18 protein-coding genes and 5 tRNA genes are annotated in these 26,465 nt (G+C 39.6%); 22 read left to right on the plus strand and 1 reads right to left on the minus strand.

Annotation, left to right across the window (positions count from 1 at the left end; all coding sequences use genetic code 11):
• Positions 1-24: 24 nt before the first annotated feature.
• From ACPW7N_RS06820 to rocF, 6 genes are all read left to right on the plus strand, one after another.
• Positions 25-97 (plus strand) — tRNA-Lys (locus ACPW7N_RS06820).
• 77 nt (positions 98-174) lie between these two features.
• A tRNA-Gly gene (locus ACPW7N_RS06825) sits at positions 175-250 on the plus strand.
• Positions 251-259: 9 nt separating this feature from the next.
• Positions 260-336 (plus strand) — tRNA-Arg (locus ACPW7N_RS06830).
• A gap of 97 nt (positions 337-433) precedes the next feature.
• Positions 434-510 (plus strand) — tRNA-Pro (locus ACPW7N_RS06835).
• A gap of 8 nt (positions 511-518) precedes the next feature.
• Positions 519-592 (plus strand) — tRNA-Gly (locus ACPW7N_RS06840).
• Between the two features lie 186 nt (positions 593-778).
• A complete protein-coding gene (gene rocF, locus ACPW7N_RS06845; protein WP_425650288.1) occupies positions 779-1,675 on the plus strand; it encodes an arginase in 897 nt (298 codons plus the stop codon).
• A 91-nt stretch (positions 1,676-1,766) separates the two neighbouring features.
• Here rocF and ACPW7N_RS06850 read toward each other — a convergent pair whose 3' ends face one another.
• A complete protein-coding gene (locus tag ACPW7N_RS06850; protein ID WP_425650289.1) occupies positions 1,767-1,967 on the minus strand; it encodes a Spo0E family sporulation regulatory protein-aspartic acid phosphatase in 201 nt (66 codons plus the stop codon).
• A 157-nt stretch (positions 1,968-2,124) separates the two neighbouring features.
• On the opposite strand from ACPW7N_RS06850, the gene sigW reads away from it, so the two are divergent.
• The 16 genes from sigW to ACPW7N_RS06930 all read left to right on the plus strand — a co-directional run bounded on the left by sigW (position 2,125) and on the right by ACPW7N_RS06930 (position 26,458).
• Complete coding sequence (gene sigW, locus ACPW7N_RS06855; RefSeq protein ID WP_425650290.1) at positions 2,125-2,688, plus strand: RNA polymerase sigma factor SigW; 564 nt, start codon at positions 2,125-2,127, stop codon at positions 2,686-2,688.
• A gap of 19 nt (positions 2,689-2,707) precedes the next feature.
• Complete coding sequence (locus tag ACPW7N_RS06860) at positions 2,708-3,331, plus strand: zf-HC2 domain-containing protein (RefSeq protein ID WP_425650291.1); 624 nt, start codon at positions 2,708-2,710, stop codon at positions 3,329-3,331.
• Positions 3,332-3,444: 113 nt separating this feature from the next.
• A complete protein-coding gene (gene cdaA / locus ACPW7N_RS06865) occupies positions 3,445-4,257 on the plus strand; it encodes a diadenylate cyclase CdaA (protein WP_425650292.1) in 813 nt (270 codons plus the stop codon).
• Entirely contained in the window at positions 4,250-5,482 is a 1,233-nt protein-coding gene (locus tag ACPW7N_RS06870; protein WP_425650293.1) for a CdaR family protein, read from the plus strand. The genes cdaA and ACPW7N_RS06870 overlap by 8 nt, the downstream gene beginning before the upstream one ends.
• 46 nt (positions 5,483-5,528) lie before the next feature.
• Positions 5,529-6,875: a phosphoglucosamine mutase gene (gene glmM / locus ACPW7N_RS06875; RefSeq protein WP_425650294.1), complete on the plus strand. Its 1,347-nt coding sequence runs from the start codon at positions 5,529-5,531 to the stop codon at positions 6,873-6,875.
• Between the two features lie 447 nt (positions 6,876-7,322).
• Positions 7,323-9,155 carry a glutamine--fructose-6-phosphate transaminase (isomerizing) gene (glmS, locus tag ACPW7N_RS06880; RefSeq protein WP_425650295.1) on the plus strand — a complete coding sequence of 611 codons (1,833 nt, stop codon included), beginning with the start codon at positions 7,323-7,325 and terminating at the stop codon, positions 9,153-9,155.
• Between the two features lie 269 nt (positions 9,156-9,424).
• Complete coding sequence (locus ACPW7N_RS06885) at positions 9,425-9,895, plus strand: hypothetical protein (protein ID WP_425650296.1); 471 nt, start codon at positions 9,425-9,427, stop codon at positions 9,893-9,895.
• Positions 9,896-10,062: 167 nt separating this feature from the next.
• A complete protein-coding gene (locus ACPW7N_RS06890; protein ID WP_425650297.1) occupies positions 10,063-10,905 on the plus strand; it encodes a TnsA endonuclease C-terminal domain-containing protein in 843 nt (280 codons plus the stop codon).
• Entirely contained in the window at positions 10,902-13,076 is a 2,175-nt protein-coding gene (locus ACPW7N_RS06895; RefSeq protein ID WP_425650298.1) for a Mu transposase C-terminal domain-containing protein, read from the plus strand. The genes ACPW7N_RS06890 and ACPW7N_RS06895 overlap by 4 nt, the downstream gene beginning before the upstream one ends.
• Positions 13,060-14,727 carry an ATP-binding protein gene (locus ACPW7N_RS06900; protein WP_425650299.1) on the plus strand — a complete coding sequence of 556 codons (1,668 nt, stop codon included), beginning with the start codon at positions 13,060-13,062 and terminating at the stop codon, positions 14,725-14,727. The genes ACPW7N_RS06895 and ACPW7N_RS06900 overlap by 17 nt, the downstream gene beginning before the upstream one ends.
• 11 nt (positions 14,728-14,738) lie before the next feature.
• Positions 14,739-16,613 carry a TnsD family Tn7-like transposition protein gene (locus ACPW7N_RS06905; protein ID WP_425650300.1) on the plus strand — a complete coding sequence of 625 codons (1,875 nt, stop codon included), beginning with the start codon at positions 14,739-14,741 and terminating at the stop codon, positions 16,611-16,613.
• A gap of 11 nt (positions 16,614-16,624) precedes the next feature.
• Positions 16,625-18,241, plus strand: a complete 1,617-nt coding sequence (locus ACPW7N_RS06910) for a Tn7-like element transposition protein TnsE (protein WP_425650301.1) — start codon at positions 16,625-16,627, stop codon at positions 18,239-18,241.
• A gap of 152 nt (positions 18,242-18,393) precedes the next feature.
• Positions 18,394-18,720, plus strand: a complete 327-nt coding sequence (locus tag ACPW7N_RS06915) for a hypothetical protein (protein WP_425650302.1) — start codon at positions 18,394-18,396, stop codon at positions 18,718-18,720.
• Between the two features lie 27 nt (positions 18,721-18,747).
• Positions 18,748-20,007, plus strand: a complete 1,260-nt coding sequence (locus ACPW7N_RS06920) for a DNA methyltransferase (protein WP_425650303.1) — start codon at positions 18,748-18,750, stop codon at positions 20,005-20,007.
• A gap of 129 nt (positions 20,008-20,136) precedes the next feature.
• Positions 20,137-22,908 carry a DrmE family protein gene (locus tag ACPW7N_RS06925; RefSeq protein ID WP_425650304.1) on the plus strand — a complete coding sequence of 924 codons (2,772 nt, stop codon included), beginning with the start codon at positions 20,137-20,139 and terminating at the stop codon, positions 22,906-22,908.
• Complete coding sequence (locus ACPW7N_RS06930; RefSeq protein ID WP_425650305.1) at positions 22,898-26,458, plus strand: helicase-related protein; 3,561 nt, start codon at positions 22,898-22,900, stop codon at positions 26,456-26,458. The genes ACPW7N_RS06925 and ACPW7N_RS06930 overlap by 11 nt, the downstream gene beginning before the upstream one ends.
• The last annotated feature ends 7 nt before the right edge of the window (positions 26,459-26,465 follow it).

Here is a 26,465-nt window from a genome sequence, read left to right on the forward strand (position 1 = left end):
CTAGTATCCCAGCCATTTTATTTAGAGCCATTAGCTCAGTTGGTAGAGCATCTGACTTTTAATCAGAGGGTCGAAGGTTCGAGTCCTTCATGGCTCATCTCTATACTCCAAAAAGTGACGCTAGACTTTTAAGCGTACAATGATTATTTTTGGGGCATCAGAACATAACTATATGCGGACGTAGCTCAATTGGTAGAGCGTCGCCTTGCCAAGGCGAAGGTCGAGGGTTCGAGACCCTTCGTCCGCTCCATTTTTATTTGTGCCCTTAGCTCAGCTGGATAGAGCGTTTGACTACGAATCAAAAGGTCGGGAGTTCGAATCTCTCAGGGCACGCCATAAAAACATACCCCACAAAGTGAAGCAAAAGCTTCACAGCTTATTCCGAGTACTTTGCGGGGGCTCTGGAACAATTAAAACAAACGTTTCAACAAATCGGGAAGTAGCTCAGCTTGGTAGAGTACTTGGCTTGGGACCAAGGGGTCGCAGGTTCGAATCCTGTCTTCCCGACCATCTTTTTTGCGGGTGTAGTTCAATGGTAGAACTCCAGCCTTCCAAGCTGGTCGCGTGGGTTCGATTCCCATCACCCGCTCCATAATTTTTACGAGTAACGAGTAGTCCAATCGGATTGCTCGTTTTTTTATTTTGTATTTCTCCTATTCAATATTCTTGAAAAACGGGAATGGTTAGCTAATAACTATACAAAAAAGTGTCGAGTTGAGTCATTTCTGTTTCAAAGGCTACAATAAGAGTAGTTGCAATAGAGAAAGGGGAAACATTTGTGAACAAACAGATCTCAATTATTGGCGTACCAATGGACCTTGGAGCAGACCGACGCGGAGTAGATATGGGGCCAAGCGCCATTCGTTACGCAGGAGTAGTTAGCAGACTGGAAGGTATGGGATATTCAATTAAAGATATTGGCGACATACAAGTTGCTCGTCCCCATACTTTTACCGAAACAGATAATCACAAATACTTGGAGGAAGTAATTGAAGCCAATCTCCTTTTAGCACATGCAGTTAGCAAAGAGGTGGAGGACGGGCGTTTCCCGCTCGTGCTTGGAGGCGATCACAGTATTGCCATTGGGACGATTGCTGGTGTTGCCAAACATAAAAAGAATCTTGGTGTAATCTGGTTCGATGCTCATGGCGACTTGAACACAGGAGAAACATCCCCATCTGGTAATATTCATGGCATGCCTTTGGCTGCCAGCCTTGGATTGGGTGACTCCCGCTTGGTGAATATAGGTGGATTCGCACCAAAAGTAAAACCGGAGAACGTAGTGGTTATTGGAGCGAGGGATTTAGATCCGGGAGAGCGTCAGCTCATTAAAAACAAAGGAATCAAAGTATATACCATGCATGAGATCGATCGCATAGGAATGGCTCGAGTAATGGAAGAAGCAATTGCCCATGTTTCCAAGAATACGGATGGCGTTCACCTCAGCCTTGATTTGGATGGTTTGGACCCACATGATGCACCGGGTGTTGGCACTCCGGTAATTGGAGGTATTTCGTACCGAGAAGGACATTTGGCAATGGAGATCTTGGCTGAAGCTGATGTTTTGACCTCTGCTGAATTCGTGGAAGTAAATCCGATTCTTGATCGCCAGAATGTAACTGCGAAAGTTGCTGTTGCTTTAATGAGTTCAGCTTTTGGAGATAAGCTTCTATAATGATATAATGATCAAAAAAAAGAGAGGGCTATCCCTCTCTTTTCTACATGTATCAAAAAGCCATCATTTAGGTTTCAATTTACTGATAAAATTAGTTAGTTTTCACATATAATTTATTCAACAACTGATCAAGCCTTGTGCTTAACTCGATTAACTCAGGGGTGAAAGCAGAGTGAAGCTTGTACATGGTGTTGAGTTCCCAGCGAAGATCTTCTATTTGACTCAAAACAGTATCTTTGCACACCAGTAACCACTCTCCTTTTGTAGAAATTATTGTAAGTTTTTTACCCACTATTACTATATAATGAAACTAGAAATTTAGACCATTATTTTCCTTTTTGCTTTACGTAAGTGAGAAATTTTGGATCGAAGAAAAAAATAGTGAAAAAACGAAACCGTAATAGGGATTGTTTCGTAAAGAATAGGGAGACAATGCCGGGGAGGATGGCATGGAATTTGTAGAGAAGAGGTTAGTTGAGCGAGCAAAGCGGGGAGAACGTGACGCTTTTGCTGAATTAATCGAGATATATAAGGATAAAATTTTTCAATTGGCTTATCGAATGGTGGGAAACCGCCAAGAAGCGGAGGATATTGCGCAAGAAACTTTTCTCCGAGTTTATGCCAATTTGCATATGTATGATAGTAGTTATAAATTTTCAACTTGGATTTATCGAATAGCAACCAACCTTTGTATAGATAGAGGTCGAAAAAAGAAGCCTGATTTCTCGTTGGATGAGGAGGCAGATGGTTCCACTGGCCTTGACTGGCATTCCCGCTTATCATCAAAGGAGAAGAGTCCAGAAGAAAAGATAGTGACCAAGGAAGTACAAGAAACAGTTCAAGATGCATTGTCCGAGTTAGCTCCCAAGTACCGTTCCATCATGATATTACGTTATATTGAAGATTTGTCATTACAAGAGATCAGCGATGTTCTTAAATTACCGGTAACGACCATTAAAACGAGAATACACCGCGGGCGTGAAGCTCTTCGTGGAAAGCTGCGATTTATGTAGAAAGGAGGCCATTAAATACATGAAGTGTACAGAACAGCTTAGAAATGTGCATGCCTATTTGGATGGAGATATTGACGAACTGACCAACCAAACCTTACAGGCGCATCTTGCTAGTTGTGGAGAGTGTCGCCGATATCTAATGGAAATGCAAAAAGTGATTGCACTGGTTCAGAGTGCTTCCCATGTTCACGCTCCGCTTGATTTTACAGAAAAAGTAATGGCACAGCTACCTGCACCGAGTACAGGAATCCGTTTTTCCAGTTGGTTGCGAAATCACCCTTTCTTAACGGCTGCAGCAGTTTTTCTCCTTTTAATGGCTGGAAGTGTAGTTACCTCTTGGGTTGATCGGGATAATACACTACAGGTTTCTTCAGACAGTCTGGATAAGCTGACAATTGATCACCAACGAAACATGGTTGTCGTGCCATCCGGGACTGTTGTGGACGGTGATTTGATCGTTGAGAATGGAAATATTGAAGTGTTCGGAGAAGTAAAAGGAGATGTGGTGGCGATTGACGGCAAAGTCGTAACCGCTTCTACCGCACAGATTGCTGGAGATACCGAATCCATTGAAGCGATTGTTGATTGGATTTGGTATGAATTGAAAAATATCGGAAATGACTTGCTTCCTTTGTCACCATAGGAGAAAATAGAGGTTAGAGAGGCGCGGCCCAAAAGCCGTGCTTTTTTCAGCAAATAGAAGAAATAATAGTAGCTGGCTATTAGTGGCAAGAAGCTAGAATGTGGGGGCTTCGTATGCGAATTACGGATTATGGGGATTTGTTGCGTTACGGGATAGATATCCTGCTCGTGACGTACGTCATATATAAATTGATAATGCTGGTAAGGGGAACAAGGGCGGTACAGCTATTAAAAGGGATACTTGTTATCGTCGTGACCTGGTTACTCAGCAAATACTTTGAACTGAAAACACTCCATTGGTTAATGTCACAAGCATTTACCTTCGGGGTCCTTGCACTAGTCATTATTTTTCAACCAGAGCTTCGCCGTGCCTTGGAACAATTGGGGAGAGGCAAGCTGTTTTCAAGGTCGCAGTCCCAGACAGATAACTTTATGCAAAAGACGGTGCAAGAAGTGGGGAAGTCTGTCACCTATATGGCCAAGCGTCGTATCGGTGCATTATTGGTGATTGAACGTGATACCGGGTTAAATGATTATGTGGAAACCGGAATTCCAATAGAGGGCAAGGTCTCTTCTGAGCTTTTGATTAATATTTTTATCCCGAATACTCCATTACATGATGGGGCTGTTATCATTCGGAAAGATTCCATTCTTGCTGCGGGTTGTTACTTGCCTTTATCCGAAAACCCTTCGATCTCCAAAGAGTTGGGAACTCGTCACCGTGCAGCCATTGGGATGAGTGAAGTTTCGGACGGGATATCCATTGTCGTTTCAGAGGAAACAGGCACAGTATCAATGGCAGTAAATGGACATGTTACGAGAAATTTGACAGAAGAACAATTGTCTGAGCTACTTTTGGAGCAATTAAGTCCACCGTCGAAAAGCGCCATGGGAAATCGTTGGCTATGGAGGCGTAATCATGGATAAGTGGATCAACAGTCATTGGTTTGCCAGAGGAATTGCACTATTGCTTGCGTGTCTCATGTTTATGGTAGTGAATCTAGAGCCAGACACCGGTACATCTACAGAAGTAAGCCAGCCTACGTTTATCGATGGTGCCAAGGTTACTGTTCAATATGATAAAACTCGATATGAATTGGTGAAGGATCCGAAACCGGTAAAAATTGCATTGGAAAGCAGTAATCCGTTTTTCCGATATAACTTTGTATCACCGGATCAGTACGAGGTATTCGTAGATGCAAGAGGGAAGGCCAAAGGAACACACCGATTGCCAGTTCAGCATCGAGGTTTTCCTGAAGAGGCAAAAGTAGGGATTATCCCTGGTTTTGTCGAGATCACGCTGGAAGAGAAACAAAACGTAGAAAAACAAGTACAGGTTGAGTTATTGGGACAAGTTGCTCCAGGTTATACGGCTGGTGAGCCTGTAGTGAAGCCGTTTCGTGTGCATGTGAGGGTACCGGAGAGTCAGGTTAATAATGTCGCTTTGGTCAAAGCCTCCGTGAATCTGGATGGAGCCACTTCACCAATCAATACAACCGTTCCGTTAAAAGTCGTGGATAAATGGGGGAATGTGATTCAGCGAGCAGAAGTTAACCCGCTTACGGTAGAAGTAAACGTTCCGGTGACAAGTCCGTTTGTCATCGTACCAGTTAAATTGAACTTGACGAATAACTTGCCGGATGGCTATAGTTTGGCTAGTGTTAAGGTGATACCAGAAGAAGTGAAAGTATACGGCCCACAAGAGGCTTTGACAGGTGTCAGTACGTATCCGAGCCCTGTCATAGATCTGAAGGATATTACATCTGATCGTTTGCTCGAATTGAAGATGGATGTCATTGATCAGATTGTGAAGGTGGAACCGGAGTATCTCAAAATTTCACTAAACGTGGTACCTTCTGAAACAAAAAGAGTGCAGGGTGTTCCGCTTCGTGTAACCGGTTTGTCCGAGGAATCACAAGCAAAGGTTTTGACTTCGGAGGGTAACGAGCTGACCACGCTTGATTTTGATGTAATCGGGGCTCCGCAAAATTTACAGGGCTTAACGCCGAAGGATATTCAGGTATTGGCAGATGTAAGTAGCTTGCCAGTAGGGGTTCATGAGGTTCCGCTCATCTACAATCTACCAAATTACCTAACAACAGCTCCAACAGCACCGAAACAAGTTACAGTAGAAATCACGAATAAACAATAACTAGCATAGGCTACTGATGTGTAGAATGAGGAAAAGAGGGACAAGAATGGGGAAGTATTTCGGAACAGATGGTGTACGTGGTGTTGCTAACTTAGAATTGACACCTGAACTTGCTTTCAAAGTTGGGCGAGTAGGGGGCTACGTATTAACCAGACATAAACAGGATGGCAAACCAAAAGTAGTCATCGGACGAGATACTCGTATTTCTGGTCAAATGCTGGAGAGCGCACTGATCGCAGGGATGTTGTCAGTGGGCGCAGAAGTGGTGCGTTTGGGTGTTATCGCTACTTCTGGCGTATCCTATTTGACTCGTGCACTAGGAGCAGATTGTGGAGTAATGATTTCAGCGTCACACAATCCTTTTCCTGATAACGGGATTAAATTTTTTGGCAATGACGGCTTCAAACTTTCTGATGAGGTTGAAGGTGAAATTGAGCAGCTATTAGTTGCGGAAGAAGATACACTACCTCGCCCGACAGGAGATAAAATCGGTTCTGTACTCGATTACCTGGAGGGAGGACAGAAATATCTGTCTCATCTCAAGAGTACCGTTACTGAGCGTTTTGAAGGTATGAAAATTGTTCTGGACTGTGCGAATGGCGCGGTCTCTTCATTGGCTGCCCGTTTGTTTGCTGACGTGGAAGCAGATGTGATAACCATCGGAGCCAGTCCGAACGGGGTCAACATCAATGAGCAATGTGGATCCACTCATCCAGAGAAGCTTCAGGAGGAAGTGCTGAAACACAAAGCTGACCTCGGATTATCCTTTGATGGGGATGCAGACCGTTGTATTGCCGTTGACGACAATGGCGAAATTATCGATGGTGACTTCATGATGGCGATCTGTGCCAGAGCCCTCAAAGCTAAGGGTAAATTGAATAACAATACCGTAGTAACGACAGTTATGGCGAATATGGGATTCTTCAAAGCGATGGAAGAACAAAGCATCAACACAACCAAAACAGCCGTTGGGGATCGCTACGTAGTGGAAGAGATGATCCGTGGAGGGTATAACCTCGGTGGAGAGCAATCTGGTCATATCATCTTCCTCGATTACAACACCACAGGAGATGGATTGCTAACAGGCTTGCAACTGTTGAATCTGGTTAAAGAAGCGGGCAGGCCTCTCTCTGAATTGAAACAGATCATGAAAAAATATCCGCAGCTTCTCATCAATGTACCTGTAGCAGACAAGACAAAGCTCAAAGGCAACGAAAAGATTGAAGCAGCCATTGCTTTGGCTGAGCAAGAACTTGCCGGGAATGGCCGTGTACTCGTTCGTCCATCAGGCACAGAGCCAATTGTTCGGGTCATGGCAGAAGGACCGGACGAAGTACAATTGGAGCAAGTGGTACAAAGCATTGTTGATGTCGTGAAGCGAGAATTAGTATAAAGGTTGGAATGTGTGAGGGAGTGGTACGATGCCGCTCCCTTTTGCATAGTAATAGGTAAATTAAAGAAAAGATTGTTGCGTGGAAATTCCTGTGGTAAAGTAGTTGTTGTGCCAAAAATTCTTTTGTTGAAAGGGGTGATGGATGGAGAGAAGTTGACAGCATAGATGGGGCAGCATCTCATAAGTTTAACTAAAAGCGCCAGTACTGTGTCTGCCCGACATGGAGCACAGTAGACGAGGTGGAGGAGTATCGAGCATTTCGGCGGATGCCTCCCGGTAGCAGATGTACTACCGAAAATTCAGGGCCAAAGCAGGAAGGTGACTTCTTGGACAAAATCCTGAATATACTACATCTTTTAAAAATACAGCAATGGATGGCGGGGGCGCACCCCGTATGACAATACTATATGGGTTGTGTCCCTGCCGATTTGAAAGGGGATACCACACATGTGCGGAATCGTAGGATATATTGGAGAGAAAAATGCTCAAGAGATTATCGTAGGAGGCTTGCGTAAGCTGGAGTACCGCGGGTATGATTCAGCAGGCGTAGCTGTTTATACGGGAGAAGGAATCTCTCTTGAGAAAGCAAAAGGTCGTTTAGCGGTACTTGAGGGAATCTTGGACAGTGCTCCACTCAAAGGCCAGATCGGAATTGGGCATACTCGCTGGGCGACACACGGAAAACCTTCTGATGAGAATTCACATCCACATACAGATGAAAAGACGAAGTTTGCTGTCGTACACAACGGCATTATCGAGAACTTCATTCCAATCAAGGAAGAATTGTTGGCAAAAGGCTATTCATTTACTTCTGAGACGGATACCGAAGTAATCGCTCATTTACTTGCTGATTTGTACGATGGTGACCTGGTTTCTACTGTTCGAAAGGCTATTCAAAAAATGAGAGGCGCTTATGCGCTCGGAATCATGACTGAACATGAGCCTGACAAATTGGTGGCTGTCCGTTTGGCGAGCCCGTTAATCGTAGGTTTGGGTGAAGGGGAAGCCTATATTGGTTCAGATATTCCAGCCATTCTTGATCACACACGTGACGTGTACATCTTGAATGAAGGGGAAATGGCCGTTCTTACTCGTGAAGGTGTTGAATTGATGGATGCATCAACTGGTGAGAAGATCGAACGTGAAATCTTCCGGGTAGAATGGGATCTGGTCCAAGCAGAGAAAGGCGGATATGATTCCTTCATGTTGAAGGAAATTCATGAACAGCCACAAGCGGTACGTGATACATTGCGTTCCCGCATCGATGAAGAGAACAAACGCGTCATTCTCTCTGAACTGAACATGAGTGATGAACAGCTCGCATCGTATGACCGAATCTACATCGTTGCGTGTGGTACTTCCATGCATGCTGGTTTGGTAGGTAAGGACGTCATCGAGAAAATTACTCGTGTTCCTGTCGAAGTGGCGGTTGCATCCGAATTCCGTTACCGTGACCCGATTTACACAGACAAAACCTTGATGATCGTAATCAGCCAATCAGGTGAAACAGCAGATACACTTGCTGCTTTGCGTGAAGCGAAGAAGTCTGGTGTAACAGTGCTTGCTGTTACCAACGTTGTTGGAAGCTCTGTTGCTCGTGAAGCGGATGAAGTCATCTTTACATGGGCTGGTCCAGAGGTAGCAGTTGCCTCTACCAAAGCGTACACTTGCCAGGTAGTTGCTCTGTACTTGTTTGCTCTCTATTTCGCTCAAGTGAAAAACACGCAAACGGCTGAGCAAATTGCTGAGGTCGTAGAAGGTCTGGTTCAATTGCCAGATAAGATCAGCGCCATCCTGGAACAACCGGAAGCCATCCGTGATTTCGCAAACAGCATCAAGGAAGTAACCAGCCTGTTCTTCATCGGACGCAGCCTTGATTACGCTGTTTCGCTCGAAGGATCACTGAAGTTAAAAGAAATCTCCTACATTCATTCCGAAGCGTATGCAGCAGGCGAATTGAAACACGGTACACTGGCTCTGATCGAAGACAACGTACCTGTAATCGCACTTGCTACGCAGCCGGATATTTATGAAAAAATGGTAAGCAACATCGTCGAAGTGAAAGCACGTGGCGCACACGTACTCGGCTTCGCTCTCGAAGGTGACGAGGATTTGGCTAAAACCGTAGATCAGGTAATTAAAGTGCCAGCTACACTCCCATTCCTCACACCAGTACTAACCGTCATCCCATTGCAATTACTCGCTTACTACGCTTCTGTAGCTCGTGGCTTGGATGTTGATAAGCCTCGCAATCTTGCGAAGAGTGTTACGGTTGAGTAAGAGATAGGTAAGTTAAAGAAGAATTTGTTCCGAGTGTTTATAAATAAAAAAGATGTATACTAGATAATAAAGTCGTATACTGAGTGAAAAAGTTCTATACTTTGTAAAAAACATGTATACTGAACCTCCATTTTTGGGTAAGTTTGTATTAATACCCGAAATGGAGGTTTTTATTTACCAGGGGTATGAATTGGAAGAAAAAGTTGCTTGGAAAGATCAGTTTATAAGGATGTACATTATTCCATTTTAGAGAGGGAAGTGATGGAGAATTGGCTAGTGACAATAAGACACTTCGATCTGTTATTGAGGAAAAGGTTCGCAAAAAAGCAGCGAAAAACAAACGTGATTTCCCAGATGCTCACATGCTCTACTACAACATTTTTTTTGACATCTTCAGCAGCCTTCTATTTGACTATAACCAAAATTACAAGAACATGAAGAAAATTGACTACATTGAAAAACGAGGTAAATTGAAGGAATATTATGAAATCGTATGTGGTAACGACGAAAAAGTTCGGCGAAATTACTATAAAATGCTTGATGAGAGGCGAAAGAAACGTGAAGAAGAGGAGTTATTAAAGATGAAAAGAGAATTAGAAAAAAAAGCACGTGAAGAGTATGAAGAGAAGGTAAGAAATGGGACAAATACCCCTTTAGACGATCATATTTATAAAGGATTGGATGCGGAACTGGAAATGATCTATCAATGGAATCGTAAGTCTATGGGGCTAGACAAATAAGAGCGTGTCAGCGCTACTCGTATAGTTCCGTGAAAATAAAAAGGCAGATTATATCCGGGGGGGGTCGGCAGGAATCACCGTTAAATTTATAAGGCCAGTCTAAAACTTTATTTTTCATGAACAAAAGGAGATTTTATGCAGAAAAAAATCTAATTGAGGAGATGTTTATGTCAAAACGCCAAACCGGTTGGACCGAAGAGAAAATCGTTAGGTATCTTAAAGAAGGACGAGGTCAAGGAGAAGGAAACAAGTATAAGCCTTGGCTAACGATTCAAGACGTCCCTTCAAAAGGACGAGTAACACGCACTCCGGGTTGGAAAACGGATAGGATCCATCATTTTATGTCTGATTTAGAACGTAAATACTTTTTCCTTATGGAATGGACAGATGATGTTGTAGATATACGAGAACAGTTCCCCTTAGATCGTGAGGCAACAGTATCTATTGCAGATAAGAGACAAATTAAGCACCCCATAGATCAACAGACACAAACCCCTATTGTATTCACCACAGACTTTCTACTAACTACTAAGATAAACGGTAAACTAGAATACCTCGCTATTGCAATTAAGCCATATTCCGAACTAGATAAGATCAGAACAATTGAAAAACTGGAGATAGAAAAAACTTATTGGACTGACAATGAAATAGATTTTCAGATTGTTACTGATAAAGATATTCCTAGCCAAATCGTTTCTAACATCGAATGGATATACAGTTCATACTGGCTAGATGGCTATGAAGATATAGCTAATTCTGAGTTGAATGAATTACTCACCTATCTCCAAATTCGTTTGCAAAAAGAGACAGGATCACTGCAATCATTGGTGGAGGAGCTAGATAGAGAATATGCAGTTGAAAGCGGTACTTTTTTATCGCTTGTAAAACATTTAATAGCTCGTAAAGTGATAGTCGTCGATATACATAGTAAATTAACAACTCGTATGCCAGTTAGTGATATAAAGCTTACTACAGATAGATTCACAAAAAAGGGGTTACGATCATCATGAGTATTGTCGTGAATGATTTAATCTGTTTTATAGGTAATGACGGTACGGAAACATTTGAAAGAATTCTTTGGATAGACGAGGGGAGTGTAATTGCCTATACCATTGATATTTACGACGCTAATGCGCTTCCACGAACCAGAAAAGTAAAAGAGTTAGTTTCTGAGTTGCATCAAGACCATGTTAGGAAACATCAAGACGATCCGTGGATTACTTTTATTAATGAAACAGAAATGAACGGAAAAAGCTTACAAATTAGAGATAAGGCATGGAATATTATTTCTGAAATAGTTGCCAAAGAAAATGAACCAGCCATCTATGTACGAGAAAAACGTGGATTATTGATTCAAAAAGCAATGAATAGGTCAGGAACTACAAAGATGACGGTATATAAATATCTTCGGAAGTTTTGGCAACGTGGATTGAATAAGAATGCGTTACTTCCTGATTATGATCGCTCTGGTGGCAAAGGGAAAGAAAAGACAAGCGGTGATAAAAAACGTGGTAGACCCAGAAAGAATGTCTATGCAGTCGGTACAGGCGTAAATGTAACTGATGAAATTAAACAGATATTTAGAACAGCTGTAGCTAAATATTATCTAAACGAACAAGAGCTGCCATTGAGTACTGCCTATCTCATGATGATTAAGGAATTCTTTGCGGAGGACTATCGCTTTGATAACGGAGTGAAAAAGGCAATCCTTGTTCCAGAGGAAGAGATTCCGACTTTAACACAATTCAAATACTGGTATGAGAAGGAGCACAACATCAAACAAACCTTACTTGCTAGAAAAGGAAGGAACAAATTTGAAAAAGACCTTAGACCAGTTTTGGGTTCATCTACAGCAGAAGTAATCGGACCCGGATCACGTTATCAAATTGATGCGACAATTGGAGACATTTATTTAGTTTCTCGATATAACAGAAACTGGATTATTGGAAGACCTGTTATTTATGCTGTAATTGATGTTTTTAGCAGATTAGTTACTGGAGTCTATGTTGGTTTAGAGGGCCCCTCATGGCTAGGTGCAATGATGGCATTGACCAACGCGGCTTCAGACAAAGTGAAATTTTGTAAAGAATACGGAATTGCTATAACAAAAGAAGAGTGGCCCTCTGCTCATTTACCAGAAGTAATCCTAGGAGATCGTGGAGAGTTGGAAGGAAGAATGGTAGAGACTTTAAGTAATGCTCTACATGTACGGATCGAAAATACGGCTCCTTACCGTGCCGATTGGAAAGGAATAGTTGAGCAGTACTTCCGAACAATCAACTTAAAAGTGAAGCCCTTCTTACCAGGATTCATTGACATAGATTTCAGGCAACGTGGCGGAAAAGATTATCGACTAGATGCCAGGTTAGATTTGTTTCAGTTCACTCAGATTATCGTCAAGTGTGTCATTTATCACAATAATAAACATCTTTTAAAGGACTATAGCAGAGATGAAATGATGATTGAGGACAACGTAACAGCTATTCCCATTGAATTGTGGAATTGGGGTGTAGCAAATCGCTCAGGCAAATTACGTTCTTTCCCAGAAGACATTGTAAAACTGAATTTATTACCTGCAGACCAAGCTACGGTTACTTATAGAGGTATTAAGTATAAGCAGATGTACTATAGTTGTGATCGTGCATTAAAAGAGTACTGGTTTGAACGAGCAAGAAAAGCAAGTTGGAAGGTAGAGATTTCATATGACCCAAGAGATATGAGTTTTATCTACATTCGGCACAATGGTGGCCGTGATTACGACAAGTGTCAACTCTTGGAGACGCAAGAACGATATTATAGCAAAACGCTAGATGAAATTATGTATCTATTAGAGCACGAGGGGATTGAGCAAAAACAACAAACCAAAAAACAACTGCAAGACACTGTTGACCTCATGAGTGATATAGAACATATCGTGATAGAAGCTGAAAAGCTGTCCAGTCATTATAAAGAAGAAGTTAGTAATGCCCAAAGAGTAGGAAATATTCGGAAGAACCGTATGATAGAACGTGAAAGTATTCGACAAATAGAATCATTCGATCTTGGTAGGAAGAATGACGAGGGTACTCCTGCTGAAGTTCTCTATGTTAAAGAAATTGAGGAATTTAGCGACAATAAGAAGAGTAGCATTGAGTTACTACGTCAAAAGCAAAAGGAGCGATTGAATGGTAGAAATAAATAGTATGTCACGACAAAAGATTGGATATGCTGTTATGGCTCAATATACAGAGCAACCCTTACTGGAGTATCGAGATAATCCGCTTATTGAGGCGCTCCCCCCTATTTTTTCCTTAGAGGAAGTAATGGATCAGTTATGTTTTTACCCAGATTATGATTCAAGAGAGCGACAACTAGAGGCACATTATCGATTTCACTGTATACAAAGACTGTTTCGCTATTTTCAGCCATTACCGCAGCATCTCGAACTGGAGAGAAGGTTTTCTATACTTCTTAGACAAGGTTACATGTCAAGGAATCCACATCAAAGGGAGTATGCTATACAATTACAGGATATCTATGAATGCATTAAAAAATCAGATATCTCCCAGTATAAGAATGATTTCCGTACTACTGCTTCTGGATTTACGATGATAGGTATTTCCGGTATTGGAAAGACGACAGCGATTGAACGGATTTTGTCTCTATATCCCCAAGTCATCGTTCATGAATCACCGTTAAACATACATCAAATAACATGGCTTAAACTAGATTGCCCATTTGATGGCTCCTTGAAGGGATTGTGTATAGACTTTTTCATAAAAGTAGATTCCTTACTTGGTACCAATTATCACAAAAAGTTTGGATCGAAATCTAGTTCGATTGACTCCATGCTACCTAGAATGGCACAAGTGGCCAACCTGCATAGTATCGGTGCACTTATTATTGATGAAATTCAGCATTTGAGCTTAGCCAAAGGCGGGGGCTCGGACAAAATGCTTAATTTCTTTGTTACGCTAGTAAATACAATTGGAATCCCGGTAATCTTAGTCGGAACAATGAAAGCCGTATCTATTTTGCAGAGTGAATTTCGTCAAGCTCGTCGTGGAAGTGGGCGAGGAGACATGGTTTGGAACATGATGATGAACGATGAGGAGTGGGAAGTTCTCATTGAAGGTATGTGGGAGTATCAATGGACCAAAAAGGAGATACCTCTGACACAAGAAATCAAGGATGTACTCCACGAGGAGAGCCAGGGCATCATTGATATTGCTGTGAAACTATACATGCTCGCACAAATGTCAGCTATTAGCACGGGGAAAGAGATGGTAAACGCAACGCTCATCCGACAGGTTGGCAAAGAAAGCTTAAAACTCGTACGGCCCATGCTAGATGCTCTCAAATCAGGAGACCCCAAAAAGATAGCTGCATATGAAGACATACGCCCAATAGATATTGAAGAATACAAGGACAAATACTTATCACAACTCCCTTCCCAAGAAAAGATCAGGATTCAGCGTAAAAGTGAAGCCAATAAACGACACGCTTCTGAAGGCAATTTACTGGAACTAGTTGTTTTGGAATTAATAAAGCTAGACATAGATCCAGTTGTCGCAAAAAATGCTGCTGATCAGGTATTAAGTAAGCTTGGAGATGGAGTTACAAAGGCTGAAGCTTTGAAAGAAGCCATGCGAATTATACTTTCAGTGGAGCAGAATCCAGTAGTTGAAGCGAAGAAAAAACAACGCCAGAAAAGAAAGATGAATTCATTAGAGATGGAACCAGATGATTTGCGCCTCATTGTATCGAACGGAAAAATAAACAAGCAGTCAGGTTACGAAGCATTGAAGGAAAAAGGGTTTATTCAATCACCCATCCACAAATTTAAGTTTTAGAAAGGAGACTCATGCTAGGATTTTTTCCGCATCCATATCCAGATGAGCTGCTATATAGCGTATTAGCTAGATATCATATGAGGTCTGGTAATTTGAGTCCCAAGGTAACACTGCAAGAGTTATTTTATTCTACGAAACTGACAGCTGTAGTCGATTTACCTTCCCGTTTATCAACACTAGTTAGTAACTTGCCAGCTAATGCAACGTACACAGCAGATGAGTTAATTATTAACCATACTTTGTATTCTTACTACACGGCATTTCTTCCGAAAGAACGAGCACAATTAATTTATGAATCCATGAAAGGGAATTTTGGTGGCAGCATTCATACAAGAATAGGTATCATGGCTAGTTCCGTCGCAACTCCTAAATACTTGAGATACTGCCCAACGTGTTCGAAGGAAGACTGGTCTCAGCGCGGTGAGATGTACTGGCACCGAGTTCATCAGATACCTGGTGTATTAGTATGTCCTACCCACCATGTTCTTTTAGTTAGCAGTAAGGTATTGCTATCCGAGAGAAATAGGCACGAGTTTATTTATGCAAGTCGTGAAAACTCGCCATTTTGTGATGCTGTTCCCAGTCAGAACGAGAAGATAAATGTACTTGCAGATGATCTGAAGCGCGTTCTAGATAATGGGATAACCAGCTATCCCTCATCGTGGTTTCGAGATAGATATGTAGCTTTACTTAGGAAGAAAGGATTCGTTTCACCTAATGGGTTTGTAAACCAAACAATGCTTCATGAGTATTTTAATAGCTACTATGGGAACGCCTTGCTAGAAAAAGTATACGCAACCGCTCGTTACGAGGAAGCTAATAACTGGCTCCAGTCTATTGTTCGAAAACACCGTAAAGTATTCCATCCTGTACACCATGTATTAATGATTCAATTTTTAGCTGGGTCTCTGAATATCTTTTTTAGTGAAAGTACCTCTTTCCAATCAACTGCCTATCAGCCGTTTGGGGTATCGCCTTGGCTGTGCCTAAATAAAGCAGCAGATCATTATCTCAATCGAGTAGTTAACAAGATAGAAATCACTCGATGTACAGATACAAAGAAACCTGTGGCCACTTTTGCGTGTTCATGCGGTTTTATCTATTCCAGAAGAGGACCAGATCAAACAAAAGATGATCAAAAGAAAATTGGTCGAATTAAAGTGTTTGGACCCGTATGGGAAGCAAAGCTAAGAAAACTAGTAAGAAATGAAAACTTAAGCTTGCGTGAAACAGCTCGTCAATTGGGTGCGGATGCTAATACCGTGAAAAAGTATGCCATCTTGCTGGGACTATCACCTAAATGGCTGAAAAATCATAGGTTCGAAAAGCAGATCAAGTCTAATAATAGAGATAATAGACGTGAACACTACCGTAAACAGTGGTCAAAATTGTTGCAGGAATACCCCACCATATCAAAAACAGCACTCAGAAAAAAAGACCAATCTGCCTTTACATGGTTGTACCGTCATGATAAACAATGGCTAAATGCACATTCACCAATAACATTAAGGTCTCGACCCGTAAACAAACGCGTAGACTGGGCTTTTAGAGATCAAGAGGTTTTAGGACTTGTTTTCCACTGTGTAAATGAGTTGTTGAATGAGAGTAAGCCTGTGCAAATCACAGTAAGTAGGATTGGCAAAAAAATTGGTAAGTTAGGTTTACTCGAGAAGCACCTGAAAAAAATGCCAGAGACAAAGATGTATCTAGAGAGCGTCATAGAGACTATTGAAAAATATCAGATTAGACGATTAAGATGGGCTACTCAGCAACTAGTTCAGGAGAATGATATAGTTGAGCGATGGAAAATCTTACGACTTGCTGGATTAAAAAATGATCTTTCTCCCCAACTAATAAGTGAATTAGATCAGACGCTTCAGATGTAAGGAGTGGATATATGTCGTCTTTAAAACTTAGACCATGGAAATTTCCAAAGGCTGAAGTGGTAGAGCTTTATTGGTTTTGTTCACCGTATCGAGATGTAAATGGGAATTGGATGTTACCCGTAGCATTTAAACGAAAAACCAATGAGATTAAGATTTTACATTTCTCATGGGGAATCCTACCTGCTTTACGTCTAGGTCAGAAATACATAGACGGTCTAGCCATATCTACGAAAAAGGGAACAATTAGTTCAGTAGAGATTCCTAATGCGGAGCAAGGGCAGATTTGTTCCAGTTTTGATATGCCACCAGAGCTTTACTTTCTTTATCGTAATCAGGAGCTAGGGACTCAAAAGGTGTGGAAACGGAGTGTAGGTGAATATGACTACTACATTCCGTGTGTTGAGATCATTAGAAGTATGTTAGCTACCTCAAGAACTCTTGCTCATCAATTACTCCAACCTAATGGATTGGAGCTCATTATTGATCAGATTAGAATTTTCGACAGTGAATTACACATCTATTTAAGCAAAGAGTTTCCAAAAAGCCTAATAAACGAAAAAAATGTCCTTCATTTGGTATGGCTCTATTTCAATAAATTCGCAAGAACAGTTTGGGATTCTACATATACCAACTTAGTAAAAGGGACTATAGGGCAGTCTGAGAATTCTTTTGCAAATAACCGAACTAGAAATATTCCTTTAGAAACTGTATTCCCAATTGTAGGTAAAAGTCAGATAACATTTCGAGGAATTCAAGCAGGAAAAAGCATTTTAGTTATGGAGTTTATCGGCGTTACAGGATTCGACGTCCGTTTTAATAAAATTGTTTATTCCCATCCGTTATTGAAGAGAAATGTTGAAATTGAACGCCCTCAAAAAAGCCGCATAGTAACCCAAATATCGGAGGAGAAGGGATTCATTTTAAATGACAACAGCGAATCTTCAAAAATAAATAGCCATCAGGATGTATTAGAACTCATGGCTACATTGCATGGCTATCAACACATGCCAGACATGAAAATTAATCGAGTAGCTTTGCAAGAAATAGGAATAGAGCCCAGCACCAAGTATTCTCAAGGTAGGGGTGGACGTAACGAACACGGACGAAAAGAGGTTAGTACACATGATTCAATGTACGGTGGGGATACATCACCAATAGAGTTTGACACTCTTCTTGCTGTTCCGATTTTTCATGGATTGGGGCTAGAGTCGTTCTTCAAGTTAATTCATTACATGCAGAAAGAGTTCCCGCAGATCAGAATATCAATGGGTGTTGTGCAATTACCCTTGGGAAAGAGATTTTCTATTTGTCCCGATGGAAATAGGCGTACTTGTGCAATTGTGTGCATCGAATCCGAAGGGAGATTACCCACATATATTTTAGAGATTGCCAGACCTGATGATTGGTCGATTTCTACACTGCTTTTTTCATCTATAAAACCATTAAAACCGCCGCGTATAGAAAACTACATACAAAACCTACTGAAGAGCTTAGTAGAAAAGGGCGGGCATTGGGACAGAGATGCATTTGACCAATGTATTGAGCTTCACTTTAAGAAGGTAAAGCATATCAAACCACAGAGCTTAGACAGATGGACGGAAAGAATAATGAGTAAGGTAAATAGCTAGTAATACTGGGACTGTAACAGCCTTTGTAATAAAAGGAATTACAGTTTTTTAGTTACTAGAAGTGCATTCTAAATTGCAAAATTAATCTGTTTTTGCTATAATATAGGAAGAAAATGCATTTTAAACATCGTATCGTTAAGGTTGTGCCCATTTTGAAGGAAATAATTAATAAAAGAATTAATCACTACAATGAAGTTATCAAGCAGGCTGCAAAAAATGGAAATTATCTTCAAGCTTATGAAGGACAACTATTGCGAACTGAATTGGAAAAATTGTTAGAGATGCACGAAGTTGAATTTGATCTGGAGCGCACTATAGATGAGTACTATTACTCATCAATGCAAGTAGCTAAAAAAATCAATAAATCCCATACCACGGTAATTAGACAGGTACAAAAAGGAAAACTAAGAGGAATAATTGTTGGAAGAGATTATTTCTTTCTGAAAAAATATATTGATAATGAAATTGCTAACAGATAATCTAAAGTGATGAGGTGAGGTTTGAAAATGACTGTATATATGGTGCGTGGGGAAGGACATCCCCCTGAACAAATAGTACCAACATGGAGATTAATCCCTAAAAGATGGGGACACAGCTTTCACTCAATGTGTTCGTATTTAGCTATGTTTCCACCAGGTATGCCTAGATATTTTATAGAGCAGTTCACAAATGAAGGGGATGTAGTTCTGGACCCATTTTCAGGGAGAGGAACAGCTCCATTAGAGGCTTGTAACTCTGGGAGAATTGGTATCGGGACAGACCTTAATCCCTTAGCATATTTATTAACAAGTGCAAAATTAAATGCACCATCACTTGAAGAGGTAATTAACAGAATTGAACAATTGAAGATAATGTATGTTAGGCCCGATATCAGCGATGTACCAGAGCAAATAACAATGTTGTTTCATGAAGAAACCACTCTACCTCAACTTGTATTCATCAAAAATATGTTTGCTAATTGGAAAAATGATATAAGTGATGTAGACAGATTCATATTGGCTGCACTAATGGGAATTATGCACGGGAAACATAAGAAGAATGGCGAAACAAGCTACTTATCTATCAGTATGCCGAATACATTTTCGATGTCGCCAAACTATGTGAAGAACTACATTCAAAAGCATGGATTAAGCAAACCGAAAGTTGATGTATTTGATCAACTAATAACTAAAGTGAGAAGACTTTACAAAAATAACATACCGGTAAATCAAGGAGATGCATATTTAGCTAATGCTAGAACCTTCTCCCAGATTAACAATGAATATATATCAGAACAGAGAATTAAAATGGTCTTTACTTCTCCACCATATTTACAAGTTGTTAATTACGGAACATTTAACTGGATTCGTTTATGGGTACTTGGTGAGGATATTAAGTTAATCGATAAGAATCTCAAATTAGATGATAAGCATACTCTATCTGGTTATGTCGATTTTATGGGAGAGATAATTAATCAGTGTGAAAGTGTCCTAGAAGACTCAGGAGTTGCATGTTTTGTTATTGGTGATGTTGCAAAGCCTGGGAAGGAGCCACTAAAGCTGGCTCAACACGTTTGGGAAGAATTGAGAGATAGAACCAATATGAATTTGCTTGGAATCGTAGAAGACCACCTTCCTGATAGTGATAAAGTAACAAGAATTTGGGGTAAAACACAGGGTAAAGCTACAAAAATAGACAGAATATTAATATTGTATAAAGGAGATACTCGACCAGAATTTAATTTCGATCCGTTTCAAGGAGAGGTAATAAACCGCTTTACTATCTAAAAAAGTTCTACAATGCTGGATGCATTGTAGAACTTTTTTTGCCATAATAAATCTATTTTTGGCTATTTTTAGTTATAATGATACACAAACCATAAAATTTAGAACCAAAACCGTTCAAGGGTGGTAACAATGGGAAGAGAATTGTCTAGTTATGAAAAACAAAAAGCCCTACAAGCCATTATTCCAGAAAAGATTTTTTATGGATCTTATAATGAATTAACTGGCTTTTCAGGCTTTGATCTTGGTAGAGGTATGCTGAACCATAATAAATATGGGCTTCTTGAAGCTTTGCAAGGAATTGAAGCTAGTGAAGGCAATGAAAGCGATGCTATTGAATCAAGAATCCTTCCATCAAGTGTAGATCATATTATCCTCTCTCTTTCACTAAAAGCCCATTTGCTTTCAATAGAAAATAAAAATAGTGGAGATTTAGCTTTGCTGGTTCCGCCTTTTTCGTATGCTTTTCCACTTTTTCTTTCTTATCATTTGATTTTCCAGCATCTTGGAGAATGTCTCTACCCGAAGCTAGGTGCCAAATTCGAAGAATCGCAAGGAATCTTAATAATAACAGACAATATAGAAATGCTTGCGCATATTTGGAGAACTTCAGCTGCGGGAGCGCATCTTAGGGATTATATCAATACATACACCGTTGAGGCTGGGAGTTTTAGGAGGTTTAATTTTAACAAGCAACAGATTAAAAAGAAAAAAGAGAAAGAAAACAATGATGGAAGTCTTCCATGGATAGGCATATTTAGAGCAGTAAGACATTCATTACCTGAAAAATTGGAGAAAAAACCAGGAGTAATAATTGTTGATTTATTACCTTTTCGTCATAGAAAAAGAGCAGAAGCATTGATCGAGTGGGCTAAACGGAATGCAAAGCATGTTATTGTAGTAGGTCCATTACACGACGTAAATACTAACTTAGATATATTAGCAAAGATTGATAATGTTTTACCAATTGATCATTTCAATCTGTGGAAACTCAAAGAAAACTTCCAAATAAAAGAAAACGACACTTTTAACCCTGTAACAGCCTTTTGGAATTTACATGCATCCATACCCTTTATTAACGAACCAGCAAGTGAGTTTGCTATTTATAGATTGTCAGGGATTAATGTATTAGAAAAGTTAATTGCAACAGGCAATTTGCTAATTTCAAATTCAAGGGCGAAGAACGGAACGAAGCCGCAAGCAATCGTACGACTGTCAAATATATTATTAAAACTATGCTCTTTACCTATCCCATTGGAATGGTACGAGAGATCTAGGAATGCAGATGGTAAACCAACGATTGAAGAGTTAGTCTCAAGAGCAAAAAAAATTCCACCGGAGGGTTACGAAGAAAAGATAATAATTGATAACTTATTACCACAGCTTTCCCAGTGTATTAATGAAATTTACACCCTTCTAAAGCAGCAAAAAGAAAGTCCGAAATCTGAAGCGTTATTCAAGCTCATTAAATTATCCCCAGAAAAAGAAGGCAAGATTACTATAGTTGTTGATGATAAAACTGTGGGAAATGAATTAAAAACTTGGTTAAAGTATCGCGGGGTAAGTGGTGAGCAGCTTAGAAATCTAAAAGTAACAGCACAAGAGGAATGGGCTAAAAACCAGCTCAAAGAAATTTATCTAGACCAGAATGAACTACCTCCAAAAATAATACTAACCAACCCATGGAAATCAAAATATCTAAGCTCCTTCTTTTTTTCCAATAACACCGAAATCTTCTGTATTGCTTTACCCAGTGAAGTCTCTATTTATAAAAGTCAAATCAACAAGTTATATGGGGAAAGTACCTTATATAAAGAAAAAATGGCGGAGGTATTTTATAGGTTCTTTAAAATTGCTAAATTAGACAATGCTTCAAATTTATCATCTGTTCAAATCACAGACTATGTAATCAAGTGTTCTCCACTACAATCTCAAGACTATCAAGAAACTGATACTGCAAGGATTGATCCATTATTTGAAGACAGTATTCTTCTACAAATGATGTCTGATAATGATAATGACGACGATGAAATGATTGAAAATGAAATAGTTAATGCGGGGGAGTATTTTTACAATACCATAGATGCCCCAGAATATTATTGCAAGGCAATAAAAGTATTTACAAGAGACATGAGAGATCCAGAGCAATTAAGCTATTATTTTTGCTCAATCGAAGAAGGGCTCGGTCTAAAAATAAAAAAAGCTAGAGGGGAACAGGTAGATGATGTGCACCCATTAGAACTACAAAGAGGGGATATATGGGTGAAACTAAAAGTAAATCAGAAAAAAGAATTATTCGATACCGTTCTTAGTTTGGCTTCCAACACTTTGACAATGAAATGGATACAGATAAGTACTGAAGAATGGAAAGAAATGATTAAATTACTTTGGTATAAATACCATGACGAAAATCAGTATATGTCTGAAACATATGAAAAAATACTTCGAGCTGTACGAGAAAAGGGCAGCTCCATTTCCTCAAAGGGCGCAGTCGCAAGTTGGATCAAAGGAAACGTAACTTTAGTAAGAGATGAAAAAACAGTCAAGGCAGTTTCATTAGCTATAGGAGAAAAACATTATGTTGATAGATGGAAATTAATTTATAAAGCTATGAGGCAACTTTGGACAATCCATATACAACTGGGAAGAGCATTAGGGAAAGTGATCATGGAGCAAGCTGCAAGGATCTCATCATACAATCAACCAAGAACTAGATGGTTGGATCTTGGTTCTGAAATCCGCATACCTCTGGAGGACGTACTTGATGTGTTGGAGCTAAAAGAGATACTAGAGGTTGAAAAAGAAATAGAGTATGTAGTGCCTCAATCTATTATTAACAGAAAAATTGATGAAGGTAGTATAAACAACTTAATGCAGAAAGGAATGATAAAAGTTGTCCAGTAAGCAGAGAATTAATGATGAAATTCGTTTTGTAACACACATGCAAGAAGTTATAAAACAAGGGATGCTTGGGCGGAATGATGTTGAAGTTGTTGGTGAAGAGCCGATCAGGAGATTTTTCTCAGGAGTGTTGTTTCCGGATTCAGAATTCAAGCGGCATCTGTCAGGAGAAAGTAGGGAAATGGATCCCCAAATTTCTTTTAGAAGTCTATCTAAAAATTGCAATATGGGATTAGAATTTTTGGTTAAACCCTCCAATAATAAAGTAAAGTTAAGTGTATCAGGATCATTTAAAATTTATCCAAGAATTTTCCCTACCTATAGTGAGCAGATAAAGGCGTTAGGCTACTTAGTAAACCAGGAAGAGAATTTTAACGAGAACCACAATGAACAGGATAGTAGTGGTGAAGACCAAGAAAGTTTGGGTAATAGAAAAGAAGATGGACTGAAGTTACTTGAGAAATACAGACAGATTTTAATTAATTTTGATGATGTTGAATTTCATATTGATTACGAAAGATTGTTTTCTCATAAATTTGACTTAATGCCCTATATTCTTGAAGCAATACAAAAAACACTTACCTGGGAAGACTTATTTTCGGTTAATAAAGAACTATTATCCAAAACGGGAACAATTTCATTAAATAAACGTCCTGAGAGTGAAGGCTCCTTTGTTGAATGGTTAAAAAGTATTAGGAGTGCAGAAGTTATTCTTCCAAACTGGAGTGCTGCTATCGTAGTAGATCCTCGTATGTACAAGGATGAAAACGGTCAAGTATTAACAAGATTTGTTGCCTCCTTAATCAATCAAACACCTGTACCGAACAAAGAACTTGGGGAAAAGCCATCAGGACATGCACTTGAGTTTTTTGATTGTGAGATATCTGTGAAAATACTTCAAGGAGAGCATGTTCCTTTCGAGTTTGATGGGGCACCTAGAGATTATAAATACAATAAGCAGTACGCTGTTAAGGGGATAAATTGCGTAGGAGAAAGTATACAAGGTGGATTAAGAAGTGAAACGGTTCCTGTATATTTCCAAAAACTTTACAGAACGAGAGGGGATTTATCTGTAGGTTTTGATGACCTAACCACGCCCGAAAAAGCAAATAAATCGTTAAAAGAAGTCGCCTCTAGAATGAGAGAGTACCTGAGTAGTTGGCAAGAATACATTGATAATCGTGGAGATGAAGAGCAGCCTTTACGAACAGATGAGGAAGTTCAAAGTTGCAAGCAGGACATGAAAGAATTTATTGAGGAGATAGAATCTTTTGAGTTAGGGATTTATTCGTTAAACAGAGACAAGCGGTTGATGTCCGCTTTCAACATGATGAATGAGGTATTCAAGGAATCAGGTAAAGGGAAGTACACCTCATGGAGACTGTTCCAGATCATATTTGTTTTGAGAATACTACCTAGTCTTTACCTTAGAGAAATGCCAAATAACGAAATGAAAAAAGAACAAATCCTACAATCAGCCCAATATGCTGACGTCCTCTGGTTTCCGACAGGAGGAGGAAAAACAGAGGCCTATCTCGGGTTGATTGTGTGCGCATTATTTTTTGACCGATTAAGGGGTAAAAAAATCGGAGTGTCCACGTGGATAAGATTCCCATTGAGAATGTTGTCAAAAAACCAATTAGATCGTTTGGCAAAAGTTTTAATTGTTGCTGAAAAACACAGGCAAAATAATCCCGAGCTTAATGGTAAAGGTGTTCCTTTTTCAATAGGCTTTTTTGCAGGTTCGGGAAACACTGATAACTTTTTAAGCGAAACTAAAAAGAAAGAACATTTTGAAACAGAAGTAAGTAAAACAAGGGCAATGCTGCTTCATAAGTGCCCAATGTGTAATGGAGAATTGAAACTGGATTTTGACGATAACGCATGGAAAATTCTACACAAATGTCTCAATCCAGATTGTTTTGTATATAAGAGTCCTATCCTTAATGGATCATTACCAATTTATCTTACGGATTCCGAAACGTATAGGTTTGTTCCAAGTGTTATTTGTGGAACGGTAGATAAGCTTGCGATCCTGGGTAGATATAGGGAATTCTCGCATATTTTTGGTCAAGTTGGAGGGCGATGTAAAAAACATGGGTATTATTCTGATCGCTGTATAGTAGGCGTTTTTGATAATTTTAACTCATGCGATGCCAAGGCAACCCCATCAGATAAAGCAAATGTTCAAAGTCTAAGAGCAGATTTTTATGACCCGGTACCATGTTTCTTTATACAAGATGAACTGCATTTGCTGAAAGAAGAGTTAGGAGCACTAAATGGACATTATGAAGGAGTTTTAAACGAATTTGCAAGAGCTTTTGGTAGAGAGAAGTATCATTTGCCAAAAATAATAGCAGCTACAGCGACAATAGAGTCATATGAGCATCATATTAATCATCTCTATGTCCGTCCTCCTAGGAAATATCCATCAATGGGTTATAAGGATGGAGAATCCTTTTACGCTACAAGTAAGCCAGAGATATTGCGCCGCCTATATATTGGAATACTTCCACATACAAAATCTCAGGAAGAGGTAATAGGACGAAGTCTTTATCTTTATCATAAAGAAATAAAAAGACTTTATAGTAGTTCTGCTACTGAATGGAAAAAAATGAATCTAGATAGTGTAAAGTCAGAAGGTCAATTTAAAGAGTTTTTGTCTATTTATGATCTTTCTGTGGTTTATGTTAATCAAAAATCAATGGGGTATGATGTCAAACGAAGAATTAATGAGACAACCACACCATATTTAAAACGTGATACAGATCAGGATTTTGATTTGCAAGTGGAAATGCTGACTGGTGAGAATGATATGGATAAGATAGTCGCTGCAATTGATCGGATTGAATCAGAAAGGAGTGGCAAAGAGTATAAAGAAAAACTACATACTCTAATTGCAACAAGTCTAATTAGTCATGGAGTAGACTTAGAACGCATAAATGCTTTCTTTATGGCGGGCATGCCTTCTAAGCAGGCAGAATATATTCAAGCAAGCAGCCGTTCTGCACGAACTTATGCGGGACTAGTTGTAGTAAGCTTTAGGCCAAATGATTTACGGGAAAGGTCTCAATATCAATTCTTTATTCAAAATCATACATTTCTAGATAGATTAGTGGATCCTGTGCCTATAAATCGGATGGCATTAAAAGCTATAGAAAGAACATTACCAGGAATTTTATCAGGATTGCTTTTGTGCCTCCATTCACAAATTCACGATAAAACGATTTACAGTTGTGGTGAATATCAAAAATATATTGGTAACGTTACAGCCAAGGGTGTATTAGTAACTGAAGAATTAATTAAACAACTAAAAAATATTATTGGGACCAATTATAGCTACTTTCCTCTTACATCCCGCGAAAAAGCAAATGAGGTAATTGAACAAATTTTTAATGAGAAGGACCACATTCTGAATTCTTCACCCACAACTATAAAAATTAAGGATGAAAGAATTCTTAATCCGATAACCAGCTTTAGGGATATCGAAGAAGGGTTACCCTTGCTTTCCACGGCAGAGACAACCGTAATACTTAAAACATCATCTATTTAGAAAAAAG

It is taken from the genome of Brevibacillus nigriterrae, assembly GCF_049846925.1.
GTDB lineage: Bacteria > Bacillota > Bacilli > Brevibacillales > Brevibacillaceae > Brevibacillus_H.